Source organism: Pseudobutyrivibrio ruminis DSM 9787 (assembly GCF_900218035.1).
In the GTDB taxonomy this organism is placed as follows: domain Bacteria; phylum Bacillota; class Clostridia; order Lachnospirales; family Lachnospiraceae; genus Pseudobutyrivibrio; species Pseudobutyrivibrio ruminis.
Genome location: NZ_OBMR01000003.1, coordinates 97,741 through 121,557 on the forward strand (window position 1 = coordinate 97,741; position 23,817 = coordinate 121,557).

The 23,817-nt window shown below is 40.8% G+C and carries 14 protein-coding genes; all 14 read left to right on the forward strand.

Annotated elements, in window-relative coordinates; genetic code table 11:
• Positions 1-50: 50 nt before the first annotated feature.
• The 14 genes from CRN97_RS14305 to CRN97_RS02435 all read left to right on the forward strand — a co-directional run bounded on the left by CRN97_RS14305 (position 51) and on the right by CRN97_RS02435 (position 23,728).
• Entirely contained in the window at positions 51-4,736 is a 4,686-nt protein-coding gene (locus tag CRN97_RS14305) for a hypothetical protein (RefSeq protein WP_179670649.1), read from the forward strand.
• 125 nt (positions 4,737-4,861) lie between these two features.
• On the forward strand, positions 4,862-5,884 hold the full coding sequence (locus CRN97_RS02375; RefSeq protein WP_097075727.1) for a hypothetical protein: 1,023 nt from the start codon (positions 4,862-4,864) through the stop codon (positions 5,882-5,884).
• A 65-nt stretch (positions 5,885-5,949) separates the two neighbouring features.
• Complete coding sequence (asp2, locus tag CRN97_RS02380; RefSeq protein ID WP_097075728.1) at positions 5,950-7,443, forward strand: accessory Sec system protein Asp2; 1,494 nt, start codon at positions 5,950-5,952, stop codon at positions 7,441-7,443.
• 147 nt (positions 7,444-7,590) lie between these two features.
• On the forward strand, positions 7,591-9,765 hold the full coding sequence (locus CRN97_RS02385; RefSeq protein ID WP_097075729.1) for a hypothetical protein: 2,175 nt from the start codon (positions 7,591-7,593) through the stop codon (positions 9,763-9,765).
• Between the two features lie 160 nt (positions 9,766-9,925).
• Positions 9,926-11,071: a preprotein translocase subunit SecY gene (locus CRN97_RS02390; protein WP_179670650.1), complete on the forward strand. Its 1,146-nt coding sequence runs from the start codon at positions 9,926-9,928 to the stop codon at positions 11,069-11,071.
• A 12-nt stretch (positions 11,072-11,083) separates the two neighbouring features.
• Positions 11,084-12,694: an accessory Sec system protein Asp1 gene (asp1, locus tag CRN97_RS02395; RefSeq protein WP_097075731.1), complete on the forward strand. Its 1,611-nt coding sequence runs from the start codon at positions 11,084-11,086 to the stop codon at positions 12,692-12,694.
• On the forward strand, positions 12,695-13,138 hold the full coding sequence (gene asp3, locus CRN97_RS02400) for an accessory Sec system protein Asp3 (RefSeq protein WP_044933747.1): 444 nt from the start codon (positions 12,695-12,697) through the stop codon (positions 13,136-13,138).
• A complete protein-coding gene (gene secA2 / locus CRN97_RS02405; protein WP_242961989.1) occupies positions 13,138-15,477 on the forward strand; it encodes an accessory Sec system translocase SecA2 in 2,340 nt (779 codons plus the stop codon). The genes asp3 and secA2 overlap by 1 nt, the downstream gene beginning before the upstream one ends.
• A 24-nt stretch (positions 15,478-15,501) precedes the next feature.
• Positions 15,502-16,998 (forward strand): accessory Sec system glycosyltransferase GtfA, encoded by a 1,497-nt coding sequence (gene gtfA, locus CRN97_RS02410; protein ID WP_097075733.1) that lies wholly within the window; start codon positions 15,502-15,504, stop codon positions 16,996-16,998.
• Positions 16,971-18,323 carry an accessory Sec system glycosylation chaperone GtfB gene (gtfB, locus tag CRN97_RS02415; RefSeq protein WP_097075886.1) on the forward strand — a complete coding sequence of 451 codons (1,353 nt, stop codon included), beginning with the start codon at positions 16,971-16,973 and terminating at the stop codon, positions 18,321-18,323. The genes gtfA and gtfB overlap by 28 nt, the downstream gene beginning before the upstream one ends.
• 199 nt (positions 18,324-18,522) lie before the next feature.
• The gene (gene ppdK, locus CRN97_RS02420) at positions 18,523-21,162 is read left to right on the forward strand and encodes a pyruvate, phosphate dikinase (RefSeq protein WP_090479709.1); all 2,640 of its coding nucleotides are present in this window, start codon (positions 18,523-18,525) and stop codon (positions 21,160-21,162) included.
• A gap of 325 nt (positions 21,163-21,487) precedes the next feature.
• Positions 21,488-21,823: a helix-turn-helix domain-containing protein gene (locus tag CRN97_RS02425; RefSeq protein WP_179670651.1), complete on the forward strand. Its 336-nt coding sequence runs from the start codon at positions 21,488-21,490 to the stop codon at positions 21,821-21,823.
• 238 nt (positions 21,824-22,061) lie between these two features.
• Positions 22,062-22,715 (forward strand): hypothetical protein, encoded by a 654-nt coding sequence (locus CRN97_RS02430; protein WP_097075735.1) that lies wholly within the window; start codon positions 22,062-22,064, stop codon positions 22,713-22,715.
• A gap of 293 nt (positions 22,716-23,008) precedes the next feature.
• Positions 23,009-23,728 (forward strand): DUF6033 family protein, encoded by a 720-nt coding sequence (locus CRN97_RS02435; protein WP_097075736.1) that lies wholly within the window; start codon positions 23,009-23,011, stop codon positions 23,726-23,728.
• Positions 23,729-23,817 lie beyond the last annotated feature (89 nt).

The following is a 23,817-nucleotide window of genomic DNA, read 5'->3' on the forward strand; positions in this document are numbered from 1 at the left end:
ATAATTGGACAAAAATTTGTAATGGTATATTAAATAGAAGGAGTACAAGGATGTCAAAAAAGAAGGTCGAGAATTTGTTAAAGGGAGTAGCAATCACAGGCGCTACAGTTGGCGGGGCTTCAGTGCTTGGTGATGCTAATTTAGCGTATGCTGCTGAGCTTGGCGAAGAACAGGCTGCTGCTAATGCCGAAGGGGTTATCGTCCTTGAGACAACACAGGTTCAGGCAGAGCAGGTTGTTGAGACCACAGTTCAGTCAGTACAGCAGGAGACAGTAGAGGTTGCGGCTGTTGCTGAATCTTCAACTCAAATAGAAGAAGTTGATCTTGAAGCATCTGCCGTTACAAATACAGATACACAGGTTGCAGCTAATCTTGATGAGACTGCTCCAGTAAATGAAAACACACCAGTAGATGAAAACGCATCTAATGTTGCTTCTGAAGTTGCAGTTGTATCTGAATCAGCTAGCACTTCATTATCAACAGAGGATTCTCAGATAGAATCAACATCTGAATCATCTAAAGAATCTCTTTCAACAGAGACTTCTGAAATCGAATCTACATCGGCATCATCAGCAGATTCATTAAAATCAGAAAATGATGAAATTGCAAGTACATCAACATCTAATTCACAGGAGTTAGCTTCAGAGTCGGCTAGCCTTTCTACAGCTATGTCTGAGGCAGAGGCTGCATATGAATCAGCATCTACATCTTTCTCAGAGGCAGGATTAGAGGATGATTATCTTGAGAATCTTATTAAGGAAATTGAGCAGGCACAGGAAGAGCTTAAAGCTGCTCAGGAGGTAGCTAAGGCAAATGGCCAGTGGCTCAACCATTCAGATTCTTCAAATAACTATTATGGATATGGCGATAAGCTTGCAAACCTTCTTATTCAGTATGCATTCTATCAGGAGGGGTATGTTGGCGAAATCGTATACAGCGAGTGGGACTCTAGCAGCTACACAACAAACAGTGTAAAGGTAACATACATTGATGCAGCTGGTGAGACAAAGTACGCATATTTTGATTATGTAACAGTTGATGATAATGGTAATGCACTTGCAGCAGGAGATGGTGCAAGATTCCGTGGAACAGAAAATTCCGATCAACATGACAATCCATATGTTGTTGGTGGAATCATGGTTGTTCAGAAGACTGTTAAATATTCAGATGGTAATGGTAATGTTCTTACTTGGGAATACCAGACACATACAGAATATGATGGAACAGAATCTACAGAGTGCGTTTACTATATCAACGGTGTAGAAACAGATGCAGAGGTTGTCCTTAACGATGATGGTACGTTCTCTATTACTTCAGAGACATATGGTAACGGATATTCAACTGAAGTAAGAGATATATACTGGTCAAAATATATTGACGGAAATGGTTCATATTATTATGAATTGGGAGATAGTTATTCTACAATTGATAATGATTGGAACAATACATTTAGAGGTATTTATAATAATAGGGCCGATGGAACAATCGGTGTTATCTCCAACAACACTTACACAACATTGACAGATCAAAAGGGAAATGTTGTTGAATTGGTATCCAAGAAAAATACTAACTACTGGAGCTGGAAGGGTACTTATACATCCATCAAGATTGATGGTAAAACATATTATTTTGAGAGTTCTAACTTATATAAAAACGGTGATGGTACTTATACATTAAAGGCATATTATGATCAGAATGGCGCTTCTAATGAGGCACAGTATATCACCCTTTACACTTCAGCAAATGCTGCCAGTGCAACAACAACTTTTTCTCCAAGATTTGTTGCTAAGCAGAATGATGGTAGTGATACTTACACCAACAAGTTTGGTGAAGTTAAAGATGGTAACTTTGGAAAGAAAGGTTACGTATATTATTCAGAAGATGATTTCAATACAGGAAAAGATGACTATGCTGAGGAGAGAAGCCAGGTAACATCGCTTTCAGAATCAGCAAGCCAGGTCGCATCAGAGTCTTCATCTTGGGAGGCATCTGTAAGCTCGAGTGCAGAGGCTTCACAGAGCGAGTCTGGAATCAGAAGTGAGTCAGTATCGGAGAGCGCTGCTTCATCAGAAAGTGCATCGGAGTCTCGTAGTCAGTCTTTATCAGAAAGCGCAGCAGCATCTGATAGTGCTTCATTATCAAGATCACAGTCGCTTAGTGAATCAGCACGCGAAAGTGCTTCAATGAGCGAGAGCATTAGCACATCACTTAGCGCAAGCTTATCAGAGTATGTAAGCCAGAGCATGTCAGCAAGTGCTAGTGCATCTGCATCAGCAAGTGAGAGTGCATCAATAAGTGCAAGCACATCAGCAAGCGAGAGTGCATCAACAAGTGCAAGTACATCAGCAAGTGAAAGTGCCTCAACAAGTGCAAGTACTTCGACAAGCATGAGTGATTCAGCATCAGTAAGCGAGTCAACAAGCACATCACTTAGCCAGAGTGAATCAGCAAGTACAAGTGCATCAGAAAGTGTATCTACATCAGCTAGTGAAAGTGCCTCAACAAGGGCAAGTACTTCAACAAGCTTAAGTGATTCAGCATCAGTAAGCGAGTCAACAAGCACATCACTTAGTGATAGCGAGTCAGCAAGTATAAGTGCATCAGAAAGTGCATCTACATCAGCTAGTGAGAGTGCATCAACAAGCGCAAGTGTTTCAGCAAGTGCTAGTGCCTCAACAAGCGCAAGTGTTTCAGCAAGTGAGAGTGCCTCAACAAGCGCAAGCACATCAGCAAGCGCAAGCGTTTCAGCAAGTGAGAGTGCATCAACAAGTGCAAGTGAATCAGTAAGCTTAAGTGATTCAGCATCAGTAAGTGAATCAACAAGTACATCACTTAGTGATAGCACATCAGTAAGCTTAAGTGAGTCAACAAGCACATCACTCAGCAATAGTGAGTCAGTAAGCACAAGTACTTCAACAAGTGCATCGCTTAGTGATAGCACATCAGTAAGCTTGAGTGAGTCAACAAGTACATCACTTAGCCAGAGCTTATCAGCAAGTGAAAGTGCTTCAACAAGCGCAAGTATTTCAGCAAGTGAAAGTGCCTCAACAAGTACATCACTTAGCCAGAGCGAATCAGCAAGCACAAGTACTTCAACAAGCGCAAGTACATCAACAAGTTTGAGTGAGTCAACAAGTACATCGCTTAGCAATAGTGAGTCAGCAAGTACAAGTACTTCAACAAGCGCATCTACATCAGCAAGCGAGAGTGCATCAACAAGTGCCAGCACATCAGCAAGCGAGAGTGCATCAGAAAGTGCATCTACATCAGCAAGTACAAGTGAATCAACAAGTGCATCTACATCAGCAAGTACAAGTGCATCAACAAGCGCAAGTGCATCAGCAAGTGAGAGTGCATCGACAAGTGCCAGCACATCAACAAGCTTGAGTGAGTCAACAAGCGCATCACTTAGCCAAAGTGAATCAGCAAGCACAAGTACAAGCATCTCAATTAGTGAGAGTGTATCAGCAAGTTTGAGTATTTCTGAATCTGTAAGTGAAAGCCTATCGGCTAGCACAAGCACATCAGAATCAATAAGTGCTTCAGTGAGCCAGAGCTTATCAGCAAGTGAAAGTGCTTCAACAAGCGCAAGTATTTCAGCAAGTGAAAGTGCTTCAACAAGCGCAAGTATTTCAGCAAGTGAAAGTGCTTCAATAAGCGCCAGCACATCAGTAAGTACAAGTGCATCAGAGAGTGCTTCAACAAGCACAAGTGAATCAGCAAGTGTAAGTACATCAACAAGCTTAAGTGATTCAGTATCAGAGAGTGCAAGCGCATCAACAAGCTTGAGTGATTCAGCATCATTAAGTGAGTCATTAAGTACATCAACAAGCTTGAGTGATTCAGCATCATTAAGTGAGTCATTAAGTACATCAACAAGCTTGAGTGATTCAGCAAGCATAAGTACTTCACTTAGTGAGAGTGCCTCAACATCAGAGAGCCTTTCAACAAGCGTATCACTTAGCGAGAGAGCTTCAACATCTGAGAGTATTTCGCTTTCAGAGAGTGCAAGCATGTCACTTTCAGTTAGCCTTAGCTTGTCAGAGAGCATGAGCCTTAGTGCTTCAGAAAGAGCAAGCTTGAGCAACAGTGCATCAGCAAGTGCAAGTGTTTCAGCAAGTGAGAGTACATCAACAAGTGAGAGCGCATCAGCAAGTGAGAGTGCATCAACAAGCACAAGCATTTCAGCAAGTGAGAGTACATCAGCAAGCGAGAGTACATCAGTAAGCGAAAGCACATCAGCTAGTCAGAGTGCTTCAGCTTCAGCAAGCACAAGTGCTTCTGAGTCTGCTAGTGCATCTGCAGCTGCAAGCACTGCAAATAATAACACTGGAAATGGTGGATCAAGCACTCCTGCATCAGCAAGCGAGACAAATGGTACTGCTACTACAAAGACAGAAACAACAACTTCTTCATATAATGAAGTTTCAACAAATGCTTCATCTACAAGCACAGTTTCTTCATTCAACGAGATTGGAGGAGCAGAGACTACAATCGAAGAACAGCAGGTACCTCTTGCTGTAAGATTGGATTCAACAGATGATTTATTATCAGAATTTGATGATGAATACACAACAATCGAGGATGAAGATACACCTCTTGGTATCACAAAGAGCGGTTTAGGTGGAAGAGTTTGGTGGTATTGGATTCTTATTATAATTACAGCAATTACTGGAAAAGTTGCTAAGGATAAGAGAAACATTGTTGAAAAAGAAGTTGAAGATACAGACAAGTAATTAAATTTACAAGTGAGAAATAATTCACAAAAGTATGTGGAATGTAACTAGAAAGTGAACTATAATATGAGAGTGGAAGATGTCAGACATTTTCCACTCTTTATATTATGCGTAGGAGGTAATATATGAACAAAAATCTAAAAAGGTGCTTAGAATTCCTTGCGATTGTAGTAATCACTGGAATCGTTGCGATATCAAGTCCATTTAATCCATGGATTGCAAATGCCTTTACTGAGGTGCAGGAAGAGATTCTTAATATTGCGTACTCAGTAAGAGAAGGATATCTAGCATATGTTGAATTGGATGGTCACTACGGACCGGTTGTATATGAGTTCTTTGGACTTGGCTATTTACCAACAGACACTCATTTGGTTCAGTTCATCATGGAGACAGCTCTCAATTTTGTGTCTATATTATTCTTATATAAGACAGCAAAGCTTTACACATCTAATATTTTCGCCTGGGTTGCAGCAGCGGCAGTAGCTATCTTTGAATGGGGTGCACTTACCCATGCTGGTGCAGAGGAAATATTATTCTTCGTAATGTCTTTGACATGCTACCATGTAGCACGCCAGCTAAAGAGCGGCATGCTTTCACATCACACATATTTACTTGCCATTGATTTAGGATTAGTTCTTTTCCTTCAACCAGGATATGTATTCTTTTGGGCGATACTAATTGTATTCTTTGCAATTAAATTCAAAGTAGATGGCATAGATGGAAAAGGATATAGAACATTCTGGCTTTCAACAATTGAAGGTTGGATAACCGTAGCTGTTCCTATGGGATTATACTTATGGTATTTCAAAAATGGAGCAGCATTCCTTCAGAATGTAGTTTCATACAACATGAGTAATATAGGTTCCTTTGGTGAAGGCTTAAGAGTAGTTCTTGCTACACCTTGGACTATCGCAATTGCGATACTTGTAATTGCAATCATCATAAAGGTTGTTATGAATGAAAAAGTTTCTGATTTATGTATTTGGCTTGGAATAATAATTTGTGCAATAATAGTAGTAGCACTACAGGGGGAGAATCTTGATTCATTCAAGGTAGCAGTTAAGGCACTCTATATTGTTCCAGTTGCTAGTATCCTTTCACTTTTGGATAAGCCACTTGGACTGAAGATAGAGGAAAGAGATAATTAAGATTTATAGCCCAGCTTGTAGTAATGCATGCTGGGCTTTTATATTGCACGAAGGACTTAGATTTAATGGATAAGATTAGAATTTTACAGATTGGTACAGAAAGTTGGGCAACTAAATATAAATATCCGGACAATGTAAAGATAATCTTTGCAGGTGACACAATTGAAAAGAAGAAAGATATTTATGAGATAGTTGTGGTTGAAAGAAATCTGGATGATGAAGAGGCAGAGACAGTTCTCAAGATGTCAATGTCATATTGCGTTTTCATTGTGGGAGATTTCAAGCTTAATAGACCTACCACGAGACTATTCAACCGAAGAATGGCCAGCAACTTGGCAGTGGAGGACATACAGGACTTCCTGACAAATGAGACTAAGAAATATTTTCCACATCCATACGGAGAGAAGTTTAAGCCGGAGAATGTTGGCGTAGCCCAAGGTTTCAAAGGTAGCATCAGATGGAATGGCCAATACGCCGTTGAATTGGAAGGTGATTACGGCAACCAGTTCACCCAGGTTGCTTTCTGGAAGAATAATATCCCAATAGTAAAAGACCAAGGATTGGAATTTTGGCTAGAGTACGAAAAGGATGACACTGTAGAAATATCATTATCCATTACACAGTTTGTGCCAGGCTCTCTATCTGACGTTCGAGATTCATGGACATTTAGCGAAGAAGATTTGAAAGAACCGGTCCTTATTGAAGGCCGAAATGGGGATGGACAGCTGTTTGTATCACTTCGTGCAGCAGGTCAGGGAAAGTTGAATATTATAGCTTTACACGATCGAGTATCTAGATGGGATTTAGGAGCCTTTTTGGTAGGTGGTAAGCGATATGTTACATCTGAGAGAGAGGAGATTTTCTCTTACTTTGATCCAGGTGATTTCAAACCACCCCTTGCGGTTTACTTTTCAGGTTATAAAACACAGGAAGGCTTTGAAGGATACTACATGATGCGAAAAATGGGATGTCCATTTTTGCTGATTGCAGAGCAGCGCTTTGAAGGTGGCGGATTTTACATGGGAAGCCCAGAGTTTGAAGCGTTGATGGTTAAGATAATTGATGAGCATCTGAATAAGCTGGGATTCTATCCAGATCAGCTAATCCTTTCTGGAATTTCTATGGGAACAATCGGTTCATTATACTATGGCTGCAATATGAGGCCCCATGCACTTATTCTCGGAAAGCCATTGGCTAGCCTTGGAGATATTGCTGCTAATGAGACACTGAAGCGACCAAAGGGATTTCCTACTTCACTAGATATCCTAAAACGATATGGTGGAGGTACAGATAGGGAAGCTGTTGAAAGATTGAATGAAAGATTATGGAATAAGATAAGAAACACAGACTTTGGTCATACCAAATTTATTGTTTCTTATATGATAGAAGATGACTATGATTCAACTGCCTATAACAAGCTAATCACAGAATTAAATTCTGCAGGTGTGCAGGTTTACGGTAAAGGATTACACGGTCGCCACAACGATAATACCGCTGGAATTGGTGCCTGGTTTAAGGGTCAATATGAGCGTGTTTTGAAGGAGGATTTTGACAGATAATTCTTACAGTTTGAACATTCTGTGAACTGGCAAGAAGTGGGAAAATATGGCAATAATTGGCCTTCGGGGAGCAAAAAAAGTTCACAATTTACCGATAAAATATATACAAATAAATGAATAGGAATTTGTGAAAGAGAGGAATGAAAAATGGGTGAAAAGAAAGTAAGAAGTTTATTAAAAGGAGTAGCCATTACAGGTGCTTCAGTAGGTGGAGCAGCTTTACTTGGCGATGCCGATTTAGTATATGCAATGGAAGAAGCAGCAGGTGAGATAGTTGTAAATACTACGCCAGCACCAGCAGCAGTAGAAGTTACAGCACCGGCACCAGCAGTAGAAGTTACAGCACCGGCACCAGCAGCAGTAGAAGTTGCAGCGCCAGCACCAGCAGCAGTAGAAGTTGCAGCACCAGCTCCAGCGGTAGAAACTCCAGCTCCAGTAGCAGAGACACCAGCTACACCAGTAGAAGAAGTGCCATCTACTCCAGTAGCAGAAACACCAGCAACTCCAGTAGAGGAAGCTCCAGTCGAGACACCAGCAACTCCAGTAGTGGAAGCTCCAGTAGCAGAGACACCAGCTACTCCAGCAGAAGAAACTCCTGCGGCTCTAGCTGAGGATACAAATGACGATGTATTTACCATTCTTAGAGGGGCTTATAGAGACGAATCAATTGATGAGAATGAGTTAGCTGAAAACAAGATTGAGCTTAAAGCTATGAGAAAGGCAGCTCCTCTTGCAACTGAATCAACAAATGATGCAGAAAATGATGCAGAAACTGATGCTAGCCTTTCTGATACAGCAGAGGTAGCTACCGTATATACGGAGGAACAGATTTCTGAGTCAGGAGCATCACTTTCTACAGTTGAAAGTGAATTATCATCTACATCTGAGAAACTTTCTACTTCAGCATCAGAGGCAGAATCTCAGTATGAAAGCTATTCAGAGACAATGACTACAACATCAGAGGATTATTCATCTAAGAACTATAACATTGCAAAGCTTGATAAATTAGAGCAAGATGTTAAAGCTGCTCAGGCGATTGAAACAGCAAAGAGAGAAGCATTAGCTGCTAAGAACAAGAGTTTAGATACTGATTATTTTGAACACGCTGGCAGACCTCTTGCAATTACAATGATTAAATATAACCTTGTAATTGACGGAAAAGCTGATCCTAATTATATTGATAGCGCACAGATTAAATATTACACACCGGATGGATATGATAAAAAGCATTTCTGTACAATTTATTTAGGAACCGATGGACAGGTTCATGAGGAATATTATGATTATGTAACAGCTAATGCTAGAGGAGAAAGTCTCTTTAGATGGTCTGAGCTTTCTGAGGAAGATGTTGCTGCAAATATTACAATTCCAAGAAATATTTCTATAGAGAATTATTCTCCTTATGTTTCAGGAATCAATATTGTTGAAAAGTTTTTACAAGACAATGGCATAAGAGAAAACGGCAAACTGTTTTCATATACATTTACAGGTGATGATGGCACTATAAAGACATTCAAAATCACAAGACAGAGCTATTCTATGGAGGCAGATGAAAACGGACATTATAAAGGCAAAGATTACTATGGCTACGCATTCATGAATAGCCAGATGGATGAGCGTTCTGAATTAGCATCAGAGATGTTATCTTTATCAGCAGCAATTGCATCTACTGGTTCACAGGTTGAAGGATACCAGTCAATGGTAGACGAGTATGTGGCTCGTTCTAATGAGCTTGATAGTGCATGGTCACAGTATGCTGCTAACAGCACAAAAACTGCAGAAAGTCTTTCTAACAGCACAAGCACATCTGAGAGTGCAGCAAGCACAGCAGCAAGCCAGCAGGCATCAACAGTAGCCAGCCAGGAAGCTTCTACTGCAGCTAGTACAAGCGCATCTGCAAGCGAGTCAGCAGCAGTTGCAGCAACAGTATCTGCTCCTGTAGCATCTGCATCTACAGCAGCACCAGCAGCTTCTGCGCAGACAGTTATGCCAGCAGCAGGTGCTATTGCAAACCAGGCAATCACACCTATCGATGATGCAAGAGTTCCACTTGGTGTTGTAAATGACGACGCAGTTGGTGGCGAAGAAGTGACAGGTGGCCGCGAGTTAATCGTAGAAGGCCGTACAATCGAGGCTGTAAATGAGGCAGAAACTGAAGTAACAGAAATCGCAGATGATGATGTTGCTAAGGGCATTACAGTCACAGAAGATGAAAGCCTTGCAAGAAAAGGTTTCTGGTGGTGGATTATCGCATTGATTACTGGAAAAGTTACATACGATAAGGTTAAAAAAGAAAAGGAAAAAGAGAAAGAAAATAACTAAGACACTTTTCTAATAGTTGGAGGCAACCGAAAGGTTGCCTCTATTTTTTCTACATTTAGTGTAGTAAAATAAAAGTGCATAATGGGGGGAGGATAATCAGTTGAGACAAAAATTTTTTCCCAAAACACTTATTCAAAAATTAATATTTACCTTCATAATAATGGGAGTTTACCTTGTTGGTAGAGAGCTTCCTTTATATGGAGTTGATTTAGAAGCTTACAAAGCATTCCAGAGTACCTCTGGAGATCTTATCATGGAGACAATCGGAGGAGATAGATACAAAACCAGCTTGCTGGCACTGGGTATTTCTCCTTTTATGTTTTCCATGCTCTTTGTTCAGGTAATAGTTGCTGTTAAACGTGCTGATTCAAAGGCACACACTTCTCCTAAAAAAATCACCATGGCAACTCTTATTTTGATGTTTGTATGGGCTAGCGTCCAGGCATATCTTACTGTTAATTCCACAATTTATGTTTTTGATGGTGGGCTTCAGCTTATCATTGCAAAAATCATATCTGGATTTCAGATGGTGACAGGAGCTTTTGTGATTTTATGGCTTGCCACTCGAAATGGTAAATACGGTATAGGTGGTCAGACAGTTCTTATTTATGTAAATATCCTGGATAGTGTGGTTCACACAGTCAAGAATTCTGGCTTATGGGAAATGCATGTTATTGGTGGAATTGGATTTTTGGCAGTGATATGCACAATCATATTTGAAAACAGTGAATATCGTATTCCTATGCAAAGAATATCTATTCACAATATTTATTCTGATAAAAACTATATCCCAATCAAGCTAAATCCAATCGGAATGATGCCGGTTATGTTTTCTACTGCGTTTTTCATGCTACCAGTGTATGCGTCTATGGGACTTAGTATGCTGTTCCCTAACGACAAAAATTTACAGTGGGTATACGAAAACATGGATACAGCACATACCCTTGGAATTGCTGTATATACGGTAGTGCTATACATAATTACGATTATTTTCTCATTCGTATTTATCAGTCCAAAGAATCTTACAGAATCTTTGCAAAAAGCAGGAGACAGTATCACAGGTCTCAAATCTGGTAAAAATACACGAAGATTCATTTCTATAAGAGTATTTTGGATTGCATTTTTCTCAGCAATGTTTATGGGGTTTTTCATTATTGTTCCATTAGTCCTTCATTTACGAGGTTATGTAGAATCAACAGTTATCAGTTTGCCATCTATTCTTATTGCACTGGCAAGTATCAACTGTAACTTATATCGAGAACTTAGGGCAGTAAGAGATTACGATGCTTACGTGCCTTTCCTATAAGAGGTAATTGCGATGCTTTATTTTATTCCAGCTTGGTATCAACAGAATGAGTGGAGAGAGTCCGAGCAGAGTTGGCACACACGAAGAATGCATACAGAGTTTGATGATACGGTAAAACAGGTTCAGATGTTTTATCGTAGCGGTATGCGTGATTTTAAGATTCTTCTTTTGAGTCATGCTCCAAACTTCAGACATTTCCTACATCGCCAGGGAGTTTTTCATGCTCCATACTGGTCTTGTTTTGATGCCATTCAGGAGGTTAAGAAAAAGAAGGCAGCGGTTTTTTCATTTCACAATCTGGATTGGCCAGAAGGAATCGAATTCGTATATACCCCATTTGTTGTAATTGCATATCTGCATAATACCAAGTACGCCCAGATAGATTTTGGTGAAGCAGGCAACCCTATTCAGGTTAGTATGTACAAGAAAGAGGTGCTTAGCCGTCGTAACATTTACGATGACAGAGGTTTCGTTTCATCTACGGAGGTTTATGATAATGGACGCATGCTCTACACCGATTATCTGACAGAGGCTGGTGTTACAAAGCTTCGTGTGTATGCTGAAACAGGTGCGGTGGAAATCAATGCCAGCTGCAACACATATCAGGTTTTTAAATCTGATGACACAACAGAGACCAGGACTTTCAAAGAGACAATCTACATGAGTCTTACTGATGTAATCCTGGAAGTGCTTGAAGCACATATTGAGGATGATAATGGAGATGATGTTTTCTGTATTGCCATGCACGAGTTAAACTATCTGGCAGCACAGAACATCATAGGAAAAAAGAAATGTATTCTATCTTTCTACGGAGATAGATATCGCATAAAGGATCATTTGGATTCCAGACCACTTGTAAAAAAGGCAGGATACATCATCACGGATTCTGAGGCAACCACTCGTTATTTGAAGCGAGAGATGGAAGAAGAAATCACTAATATCACAGATATTTCTCCTTACGATTCACGTATGGATTTTGGTATCAGTGAAAAGCTGATGGTTCAAAAGGTTCTTGTACCTGTAGATGGCTTGCCAGAGGCTCGTTTCAAAGAAATGATGATTGCTTTGGCCAAGTATCTGCAGATGAATGAAAATGCGGTAATCAGCATCTTCACAAGAAACGCCACCTATGATTTGCCTGAAAAGCTTCTTAATAAGATTGCAGAGATTTTGGAAGAGGCCGGCTTTGACAGACGAATGGTAATCCATGATGAAGAGGATGATACTGCGGAAAACGAAGATATGGAAGCTGAGGAGCAGGAAGAAATTCCTATCAGATTTTTTGTGGAGCAGTGTGTAGATGAGCTATCAGTCAGCAAGTGTATTCGTGAGCAGCGTATCATGCTTGATATGCGTCACAATCCTGATTTATTCCTACAGATTAACTGTATCAGTTCAGCCATCCCTCAGATAGTCAGACGCGAAACACAGTATATGCAAAATGGCTACAACGGATTCGTCATGACGGAGATTGATAGAATACCTGTTGCATTGGATTACTTCTTAGGAAGTCTTTTCAATTGGAACCAGGCAAAGGTTTATTCTTACGATATAGGACAGAAGTTTACTACAAAGCATCTTCTTGAGAAATGGAAGAGTGTAATTGCAGGTTTGGAGAAATAAATGGAAAAGGCAAGTTGGACAATCTATTGGAACGAATACAGTTCAGATACTTATCTGTATGGTTCGCAAATAGATTACAAAGCGAAGAATTACGTACATTTTGAAAATGAGCTGATGCCACCAGGAACAGTTATAAAGGAGTGGTATTCTCTAACCAACTATCAGGCACAGCGTATCGAACCATCCCTTCCTATCATTGATGGTGAGAGTCATTACCGCATAAAAATCAACGTACATACACCTACAGGAGGTGGATATTTGGTGCGTTTGGTTTTCTTGGATAGATACGAAAGAGAGGCAGGAGACTTTACTGTGAGAGGAACAGAGGCAGAGTTTTCATGCCCACTTAAAACCTACAGCTACAGAATGCAGCTGATAAATGCAGGTATGACGGAATTTACATATCATTCAATTACCATTGAAGAGATTGAGGTAGAGCGATAGTGAAAACTAGAAAGCTTGTAAATAAGCTACGAAAAGAACTGAAAAAGGTAAAGGCATACAAGGAGCAGATGGAGCAGCTTACAGATCAGCAATTGTCTGGGCTAACTGCATCCTTCAAGGAGCGCTATGAGAAGGGAGAGTCCCTGGACAAGATTTTGCCAGAGGCTTTTGCTGCCATGTGCGAAGCCGACAAGCGCGTGCTGGGAATGTATCCTTTCGATGTTCAGATTATGGCAGGCGTGGCCTTACATCAGGGCTATCTGGCAGAGATGAACACAGGTGAAGGCAAGACACTTACAGCCACCTTACCTATGTATCTAAATGGTCTTACAGGAGAAGGAGCAATCCTTGTTACAAACAATGAATACCTGGCTTTGCGAGATGCGGAGGAAATGGGACCAGCATATCGATTCATGGGCCTTTCTGTTATGGCAGGTGTAAAGCGTGATGAGGATGATAGATTCGAAAACGACGAAAAAAAAGAAATCTACAAAGCAGATATCGTATATACGACACACTCTGCTCTTGGTTTTGATTACCTTATCAACAATCTGGTAAAGTCTGCCAGCGATAGATTCTTACGTCCATTCAATTTCATAATTATTGATGAAGCTGATTCAGTACTTCTAGACAGTGCCAGCACACCGCTTGTTATTTCAGGTGCTCCACGTGTCCAGTCCAACCTATACGAATCGGCAGATTTCTTTGTGCGTACTTTGAGGGAAAATGAGGACTACGAAGTAGAAGAGAAAAACGTATGGTTCACGGAAAAGGGACTTGAATATGCAGAAGAGTACTTTGGAATCGACAATATTTTTGCTCCAGAGTATTTCGAAATATATCGTCATTTGGTATTGGCACTTCGCGCCCACAAGATTATCGAAAAGGGCACAGAGTACATGATATCTGAAAACGGTGAAGTTGCACTTATCGACGCCAGCTCAGGACGTACCTTAAAGGGCGTAAAGCTTCGTGGTGGTCAGCATCAGGCTATTGAATGCAAGGAGCGCTTGGAGCTTTCACAGGAAAATCGTTCCATGGCATCCATCACATATCAGAATTTCTTCTCTATGTTCCCAAAGATGTCGGGCATGAGCGGAACTATCTACGATGCAAAGGACGAGTTATATGATGTTTATGGCAAACAGGTAGTAGTTATTCCTACCAACAACCCAATCCAGCGAGTGGATTGTCCGGATTGGTATTTCAGCGATTCGAAAAAGCAGTTTGAGGCTGCCATTCGTCTGGCTGTCAAAAAGCATGATACAGGCCAGCCGGTTCTTATTGTTACAACTATGATTGCAGATACTGAAATCATTTCGCATTTGCTGGTAGAAAAGGGATTGCCACATTCGGTGCTCAATGCCAACAACGCATTCTGGGAGGCTGATATTATCAAAGAAGCTGGCCAGATGGGAGCTATGACAGTTGCCACATCCATGGCAGGACGTGGTACGGATATCAAGCTTGGACCAGGTGTAAAGGAACTGGGAGGCCTTGCTGTTATTGGTGTGGGTCGAATGTTAAACATCCGCGATGAGCGCCAGGCAAGAGGTCGTTCCGGAAGACAGGGTGATCCTGGATACAGCAGGTTCATTGTATCTTTGGAGGACGATATTGTTGAAAAGGGTACTGACCTGGAGAAGATTCAGAAATACATCGACGGAACAAAACGTATAAGCGATAGAAAAATAAAGCGAATTGTTAATAGCGCTCAAAAGATAAATGAAGAGCTTGGCAGTACAAACAGAAAGACTTCAAAGGACTACGATGTAGTACTTCAATTGGAACGTAAGCTGATGTACGACACCAGAGACATGTTGCTTGATGGTGGTACTGTAGAAAAGGACCGTCTTCTTCGTATAGCAGAGGACAATGTTGATCTGTTTTTGAAGGAGAATAAGGAGTTGGATGTAACCACACTGAATCGTTATCTGTTGGATAACATCTCCTACAGAATGGAGAAGGATTCGGGCTATCTCAATCTTAAAAACAGAAACAGAGTGAAGGCATATATCATGGCAAGAGTGGAGCAGTCCCTTGAGGAAAAGAAGGCATCCATTGACTCAGAAAGTGCCATGAACGACTTCGTTAGAGTATCAGCTTTATCTGCAATTGATGAGGCTTGGATTGAGCAGGTTGACTATTTGCAGCAGTTGCAGGCTGCGGTTTCAGGACGAAGCAGTGCTCAGCGAAATCTTATGTTTGAGTATCATGCGGAGGCTTTGGAATCATTTAGAAAAATGGAAAACTCCATCAAGCGAAATATCATCAGAAATGTATTGCTTTCGGAAGTAAGCATGGATAAAAAGAACCGATTACACATCATACTTCCATAAAAGTTTGGCAGAAAAGGGGCATATATGATTTACAACTTTAATCTAGGAATAGGATGGGCCAGCTCAGGGGTGGAGTATGCTCAAAGCTACAGAGCAAAGGTACTTCGAAACATAGGAGCTGAGGCAAAGTTCATATTTTCAGATATGTTTTCCAAGGATAATCTTATCGATATGACCAGAAATATTGGTTTTGAGGATGATGAGATTATTTGGTTATACACATTCTTTACGGATTTTAAGCCGAGCTCTGTCACCTATACCTTGGATGATTTGAAAGGGACACTTGGAGATAAATCTTTTTCCTATGAGCGAGATGGCAAAATAGGAAAGCTGATTTTTGAGGGGGATAATAATTTCTACAGAGTCTACTTCGTAAATACGGAGGAGGATTTCGTTCATCGTGTGGAAATGGTTTCCAGAGGATGTTTGGTGCGCAAGGACTATTTCATGTCTAAGCGTGTGTTCTCGGAATACTATGCTCCACTTGATGGCAAGGCACATCTGTATCACAGACGATTCTTCAATCAGGATGGTAGCCTTGCTTACGAGGAAATCAATGATGATGACAATGTCATGTACAAATTCCCAGATAAATTAATATGTTCAAAGGAAGAGCTTGTAGGTTATATGACAAGCAAGCTTGGGCTTACCAGCGATGATATTGTAATAATCGATAGAACCACAGGCCAGGGCCAGGCTATTCTTGAAAATGTTGGAGATGCAAAGGTTGGAATTGTCATTCACGCAGACCATTTTAGCGAAGGGGCTACGGATGATGATTATATCTTGTGGAACAATTACTATGAGTATTCATTCTCGATGCATGATGAAATAGATTTCTACATCACTGCGACGGAAGACCAGCGAAAGCTGTTGCTGCAGCAGTTTGATAAGTACTGCGGGGCCAAGCCTAATATTGTAACTATTCCGGTGGGCGCTCTTACTGAGCTTAAATACCCAGCAGGTGAGAGAAAGCCGCATTCTTTAATTACAGCATCACGCCTTGCCACTGAAAAGCACGTTGATTGGATGATAGATGCAGTGGCAGCTGCACATGATAGGGTGCCTGATATTTCGTTAGATATCTACGGCAAAGGTGCTGCTGAAAAGGATTTGAAGGAAAAGATAAAGTCCTTGGGAGCTGATTCGTATATACGATTGATGGGACAGCATGACCTGACAGATGTATATACAAGGTACGAAGCATATCTATCAGCGTCTACCAGTGAAGGCTTTGGACTTACATTGATGGAGGCTATTGGTTCGGGACTTCCAATTATCGGTTTTGATGTTCGTTACGGTAATCAGAATTTCATCGACCAGGGAAAGAATGGCTACAAGTTGCCTTATGCCATAGGAATGGAAAAGGGTCGCAGGCAGAAGGCCATGGTTGATGCAATTTGTAAATTGTTTACAGAAGAGGATTTGGAAAAGATGCATAAGCATTCTTATTCAAAGGCTAAGAAATATCTTGCAAGTGAAGTGGAGGCAAAATGGAAAAAACTAATAGAAACGACATAGTTTTGTTGTTCGACTATTTTAATATGGGTAGCCAGGATTTGCTTTTCTCATTTCAGAATGCAGATTATGAGGTGAAGGCGGTCACAATCAATGACGATGGCTTTCTGCCTGATGGCGTGGAAAATGTGTTTGAGCATTTTCTGGGAGATTTTAAGAAGGCGGAAGGCTGTCCTAGAAAGCCTCTTTACTTCAACCAGATTCAGGTACCAAAGTATTGGCAAATCAGTGGCAACAATACCAGTGGAAGCATTCACGATAAAGCGAAGGAGAGAGGTAGAATCTTTTACGCTGAGCCTAAGAATAAAAGGTTTGTTAAGGTGGTGGATTGGCTTGATGATGCTGGCAAAGTCAGAGCCAGCGACCACTATAATAAATATGGCATGCTTTACGCCAGAACTATCTTTAATAAAAAGTCACAGAAGGTAAGCAAGTCATATTTTAATGGTAATGGCCAGGAAATCATTGTTGAAAACTTTGTTACAGGAGACATCATTTTAAATATTGATGATCAGTCCCTGTTCTTCAAAAATCGCACGGAGTTTGTGGTTTACTATCTGAAATCCCTGGGGCTTGAGAATCACAGAATATTCTTTAACTCTTTGTCGGTTCCATTTTTTGTATCGAATGCTTTACCACCTTTATCAGATGGAAGGGAAGATATACTGTTTTGGCAGGAGGCAACCCATGATGCAATTCCAGGCAATATGCTTTTGATTTTCGACGGTAAGGCTAACAGATGCAAGAGGGTAATAGTGCAAAATCACCCATCTTATGAGCGTCTTAGAATGCTTAATGCCCCTGAGGACAAAATGGATGAGCTTGGCTATATCTATTCATTTAAAAAGAAAAACATGGGTAGACCATCTGCCCTTATTTGTACAAATACAGAAAACGTTGAAAAGCTGAAGGAACTTGTGGAGGCGTTGCCTGAGATGAAGTTCCATGTGACCGCGCTTACAGAAATGTCCGCAAAGCTTTTGGCACATGAGAAATATGACAATGTGGTGATGTATCCAAATGTGAAAATGTCTACATTGGATAGACTTTTCTGGGAGTGTGATTTCTTCCTCGATATCAATCGTGAGGGAGAAATTGTTGATGCAACTAGAAAAGCATTTCTTCATAATCAGCTTATTCTGACATTTAACGAAACTGCCCACGGATTGACGTATACAGCCCGTGAAAATCGTTTTGAGGCGAAACAGTACCTCAAAATGACAGAAAGAATAAAAAGTCTATTAAAAGACGAGAATCAGCTTAAAACTGCGGTTTATAGCCAGCAAAGATACGCATTGAATGCATCTGTAGATGATTATACATTTTAGCTAATTGAGCCAAAGTTTCAAACAACTCTCTTGTTTGATAAAAATGCACAAAAATCACTCCTGATTTTCTACTAACTGTACAACGAATTTGTTTGTATTGGTGTCTAAATTGTGTTTTAATAATAACGGACTGTTTGAAAACCCCGTTTTTTACAGACAGACAAATCAAAAGTTATATATATGTTAGGAGGATTTTGAAATGGCTAACAAATGGGTCTACATGTTTAGCGAAGGCGACATGACAATGCGCAATCTTTTAGGAGGAAAAGGTGCAAACCTTGCTGAAATGACAAGCATTGGACTTCCAGTACCACAGGGCTTCACAATCACAACAGAAGCTTGTACACAGTACTATGAGGATGGTCGCAAGATTAATGATGAAATCATGGCTCAGGCTATGGAAGGTGTTAAGAAAATGGAGGAGATCAACGGCAAGAAGTTCGGAGATCTTAAGAATCCACTTTTAGTTTCAGTTCGTTCAGGTGCTCGTGCATCTATGCCAGGTATGATGGATACAATCCTTAACCTTGGTCTTAATGATGAAGTAGTTGCAGCTATGATCGCTGGTAACCCAGATCCAGCTTTCGAGCGTTTCGTATATGATTCATACAGACGTTTTATTCAGATGTTCTCAGATGTAGTTATGGAAGTAGGTAAGAAGTACTTCGAGCAGCTCATCGATGAGATGAAGGAGAAGAAGGGTGTTAAGTTTGACGTTGAGCTTTCAGCAGCAGACCTTAAGGAGCTTGCTGAGCAGTTCAAGGCTGAGTACAAGAATCAGCTCGGTTCTGATTTCCCATCAGATCCAGTAGAGCAGTTAAAGCTTGCTATCGAAGCAGTATTCCGTTCATGGGATAACCCACGTGCAAACGTTTACAGAAGAGACAACGACATCCCTTACTCATGGGGTACAGCAGTTAACGTAATGCCTATGGTATTCGGTAACTTAAATAATGAATCAGGTACTGGTGTTGCATTCACTCGTGACCCAGCTACTGGTGAGAATAAGCTTATGGGTGAGTTCCTTATCAACGCACAGGGCGAGGACGTAGTTGCTGGTGTTCGTACACCAATGCCAATCGCTCAGATGGAGAAGGAGTTCCCAGAGGCATACGCAGAGTTCATCAAGGTATGTGAGACTCTTGAGAATCACTACCATGATATGCAGGATATGGAGTTCACAGTAGAGAACAAGAAGCTTTACATGCTCCAGTGCCGTAACGGTAAGAGAACAGCTCCAGCTGCTCTTAAGATTGCTTGTGATCTTGTTGATGAAGGACACAAGACTCCAGAAGAGGCTGTAGCAATGATCGACCCACGTAACCTTGATACACTTCTTCACCCACAGTTCGAGGCTGCTGCTCTTAAGGCTGCAACACCTCTTGGAAAGGGTCTAGGTGCATCTCCAGGTGCTGCATGTGGTAAGGTTGTATTCACAGCTGACGATGCAGAAGCTTGGGCTGCTAGAGGAGAGAAGGTAGTTCTTGTACGTCTTGAGACATCTCCAGAAGATATCACAGGTATGAAGGCTGCTCAGGGTATCCTTACAGTTCGTGGTGGTATGACATCACACGCTGCCGTTGTTGCTCGTGGTATGGGTACATGCTGTGTATCTGGTTGCGGCGACATCGCTATGGATGAGGAGAACAAGAAGTTCACTCTTGCAGGCACAACATTTACAGAGGGTTCTGAAATTTCTATCGATGGTACAACAGGTAACATCTATGCTGGTATCATCCCAACAGTTGATGCTACAATCGCTGGTGAGTTCGGTCGTGTAATGGCTTGGGCTGACGAGTTCAGAACACTTAAGGTTAGAACAAATGCAGATACTCCAGCTGATGCTAAGAAGGCTAGAGAGCTTGGTGCAGAAGGTATCGGTCTTTGCCGTACAGAGCACATGTTCTTCGAAGCTGACAGAATCGCAGCATTCCGTGAGATGATCTGCTCAGATACAGAGGAAGAGCGAGAGGTTGCTCTTGATAAGATTCTTCCTTACCAGCAGGGAGACTTCAAGGCTCTTTACGAAGCACTTGAGGGATGCCCAGTTACAATCAGATTCCTTGATCCACCTCTTCACGAATTCGTTCCTACAGAGGATGCTGATATCGAGAAGCTTGCAAAGGCTAAGAACAAGTCAGTAGAGGAAATCAGAAATATCTGCGAGTCACTCCACGAGTTCAACCCAATGATGGGTCATAGAGGATGCCGTCTTGCAGTTACATATCCTTCAATTGCTAAGATGCAGACAAAGGCTGTTATCCGTGCAGCACTTGAAGTACAGAAGGCTCATCCAGATTGGAATGTTAAGCCTGAAATCATGATCCCACTTGTATGTGAGGTTAAGGAGCTTAAGTATGTTAAGGACGTTGTTGTAGAGACAGCTGATGCTGAAATCGCAGCAGCAGGCGCTAAGCTTGAGTACGAAGTTGGTACAATGATCGAGATTCCACGTGCTGCTCTTACAGCTGATGAAATCGCTAAGGAAGCTGACTTCTTCTGCTTCGGTACTAACGACCTTACACAGATGACATTTGGATTCTCTCGTGATGATGCTGGTAAGTTCTTAAATGCTTACTATGACACAAAGATCTTCGAGAACGATCCATTTGCTAAGCTTGACCAGACAGGTGTTGGTAAGCTTATGGAGACAGCTATCAAGCTTGGTAAGCCAGTAAATCCAAAGCTTCACGTAGGTATCTGCGGTGAGCACGGTGGAGATCCATCTTCAGTAGAGTTCTGCCACAAGATTGGTCTTGACTATGTATCATGCTCTCCATTCAGAGTACCAATCGCTAGACTTGCAGCAGCACAGGCAGCTATTGCCGAGAAACACTAATTGAAAATGCGCTATTTCTGGGAACATTTGAGATCCCAAAATCTTACATACAGAAAGCTGCAAAGCTCTACTATGGAGAGCACCGCAGATTTCGGTTCCCAGAAAAGCTTGAATTTAAGCTGTTTCTAGTATAGGGAGTCATTTTGACTCCCTATATTTTTACCTAAAAATGAAAAAAGTTTTGGGTATAAGCTTATAGGCAAAAAAATTTTATACAAGATATATTTGATGCGTTCAGGGAATTAGTATAAGGTAATTTCAAGGACGCATTTTTTATGGGTTTTGAAAAAAGCGCAAGATGTTGCGCATCAAGGAGGGTTTGAAAATGAGCGAATTTACAGCAAAAAAGCTACGTGAAGCAAGAAATGCAGTTGGCCTGTCTCAGGATGAGGCCGCAAATCGTATGAAAATAAGTAGAAGAAAACTTCAGGGGATAGAGGCAAATGAAAATCAAGTGACAACTGACGATATTTTGGAGTTTGCAAAACTCTATAAGGTTGATGTTAGAGAATTATTATTAGAATCCTACGCAGAGGAAAGTGAAGAGCAAATTCTTTGTAATCGATACATTTCCTTATGTAGGTTATACGACCAGCTTTCTACTAAGGATAAAGAAGATATTTTCTGGGTAATTAAGCAAAGAATTGCTGGATTAATTTAACCTATAAGCTTATAACCTTAATTTTTTTAAAATATTTTCTTTTTTAAAATATGAGATGTGATAAGCTTATAAGGTAATTTTAATTAACAAATCGCAATTTTTAGAGGCAAATTATATTTCAGGATAATAGACTAAGACAAACGGAAATTTGACGCACTATTAACTTTTGGATATAAAGTGCCGATATTACAGATATAGAAACGGATTTCTTTGGATTAATTCAAGGAGGATTGGCATTATGAGTAAAATTGATTCAAATATGTCAGGGTATCTACATACATATGAAGCATATCGTGTTCCGAAAGGAACGAAGGTACAGGATGCAACTGGAAAAGAGGTTGTGTTATCGAATGAAGAAGATGTGCTGGTTCTTACGGAGAAAGCTAGTAAGCAGTTGGTAAAAGACCGTGGCGAGCATACTGGAATGCTTCAACAAAAGTCAGAAATGGCGGCACAGAAAACACAAGATGCTGCAAGTGAAAAGATAGCTAAAGATAATGCGAAGGTTATGGCTGTTTATAAAGCTATGGCAAATGGAGATACTGTACCAGCGAGTGATGAGAGAAAACTGCAAGAATATGATAAAGATTTATACCAAGCGGCTAAAATGGCTCAATCAATGGCTCAATTAAGGACTAAACAAGCAGAACGAAAACACCATGCTTCACAGTGGGATGAAAAAGAGGAACAAGCATATAATGCTAAAATGAAAGAACTTGGTGATGCGTCAAATGAAGCAGTACTTGCAATTGGTGAAGGTTCATACGAATTTTCAAGTGCTCAAAAAGAAAACATAGTAGAAATTGATTCATCAGGTGTTGATTTTTCTTCTATGAAAGTAATGAGTTTGGGTTCTGGTGTAACAGGAGCATACATTGACCTTTCTATATAAACTAGGTAGAAGCGAAAATTTCAGTTTATCGGGATGCGGCATAGCACTTTAACTCAGAATATATTCCAGTTTTTCTCTCTAAGGCGGGCCAAATAAATGAATATCAATCGTAGTAATCCACCATGCTAGATCTCCGGCATAGAAGATATATGTTTCTTAACAAAAACGTTAAGAAAACAGTGACCTTGACCGATAAAACAAATATAACTGATAAAGCTAGGATAGCATCTGTAATCAAGGGATTGATAAATACCTGTTTACAGGTGCTTTTTATATAATGATGGAGGTAGAATGTGGATATCAGCAGTTTGAGCGGAGTGGCAAGTGCATACAGTTATGCAAATCAGATCAGGAATAAGTCGGTTTCATCATCCGATTTTGCAAGTTCGCTGAATAAAGCAACATCGTCAGATAATGTAGTAGAAGCCTATAAAAACAGCCTACAAAGTAAATTTGGATGTCCGATTACAGTAACAAGCGTTGGAAAAGATCAGAATAGCATGGATAGATTTGCCGGCGGAACTGTTGGCTCCGGGAATGTGGCAATTGCACCTAATATTTTGGAGCAGATGGCAAATGATCCGGAGAAGGCGGCTTATTATGAGAAGAAAATATCGGATTATTTTAATTACGGTGTCCCTAAGACCGATGCATTTATGGCAATGATAGGCCATAGGAAAACGTCTGAAGGGTTAGTTATACACGAAGATGGAACCGTGACACATTATCTGAGCGGTGAGGAATCACCGGAAAAGATAGCTAAATTTGAAGCAGAGCAGAAAGCAAAAAGAGAGAAAAAAGCTAAAGAAAGACAGGAAAGTATAGCGCGGAGTCAAGAGGCTGCAGATGAACGCAGACGTATTCAGGAAGAGATTTATCACAAGCGAAGTATAGAAGCTGTTCTTAATGAGCAGATGCTTGGCTCGGGGACATTTGCTTTTGGAGATACCCCAGAAAGTGTGTTAACAGCTTATGGAGCTGGGGTATCACTCCCTACTGGTTTGTATTTATAGAAAAAGGTCAGGGCGATAGTAAGATATATTGGAAGTTAATCGCACAAATTCAAATCTGTCGACCTAATTGTATATTGAACGTTACATAG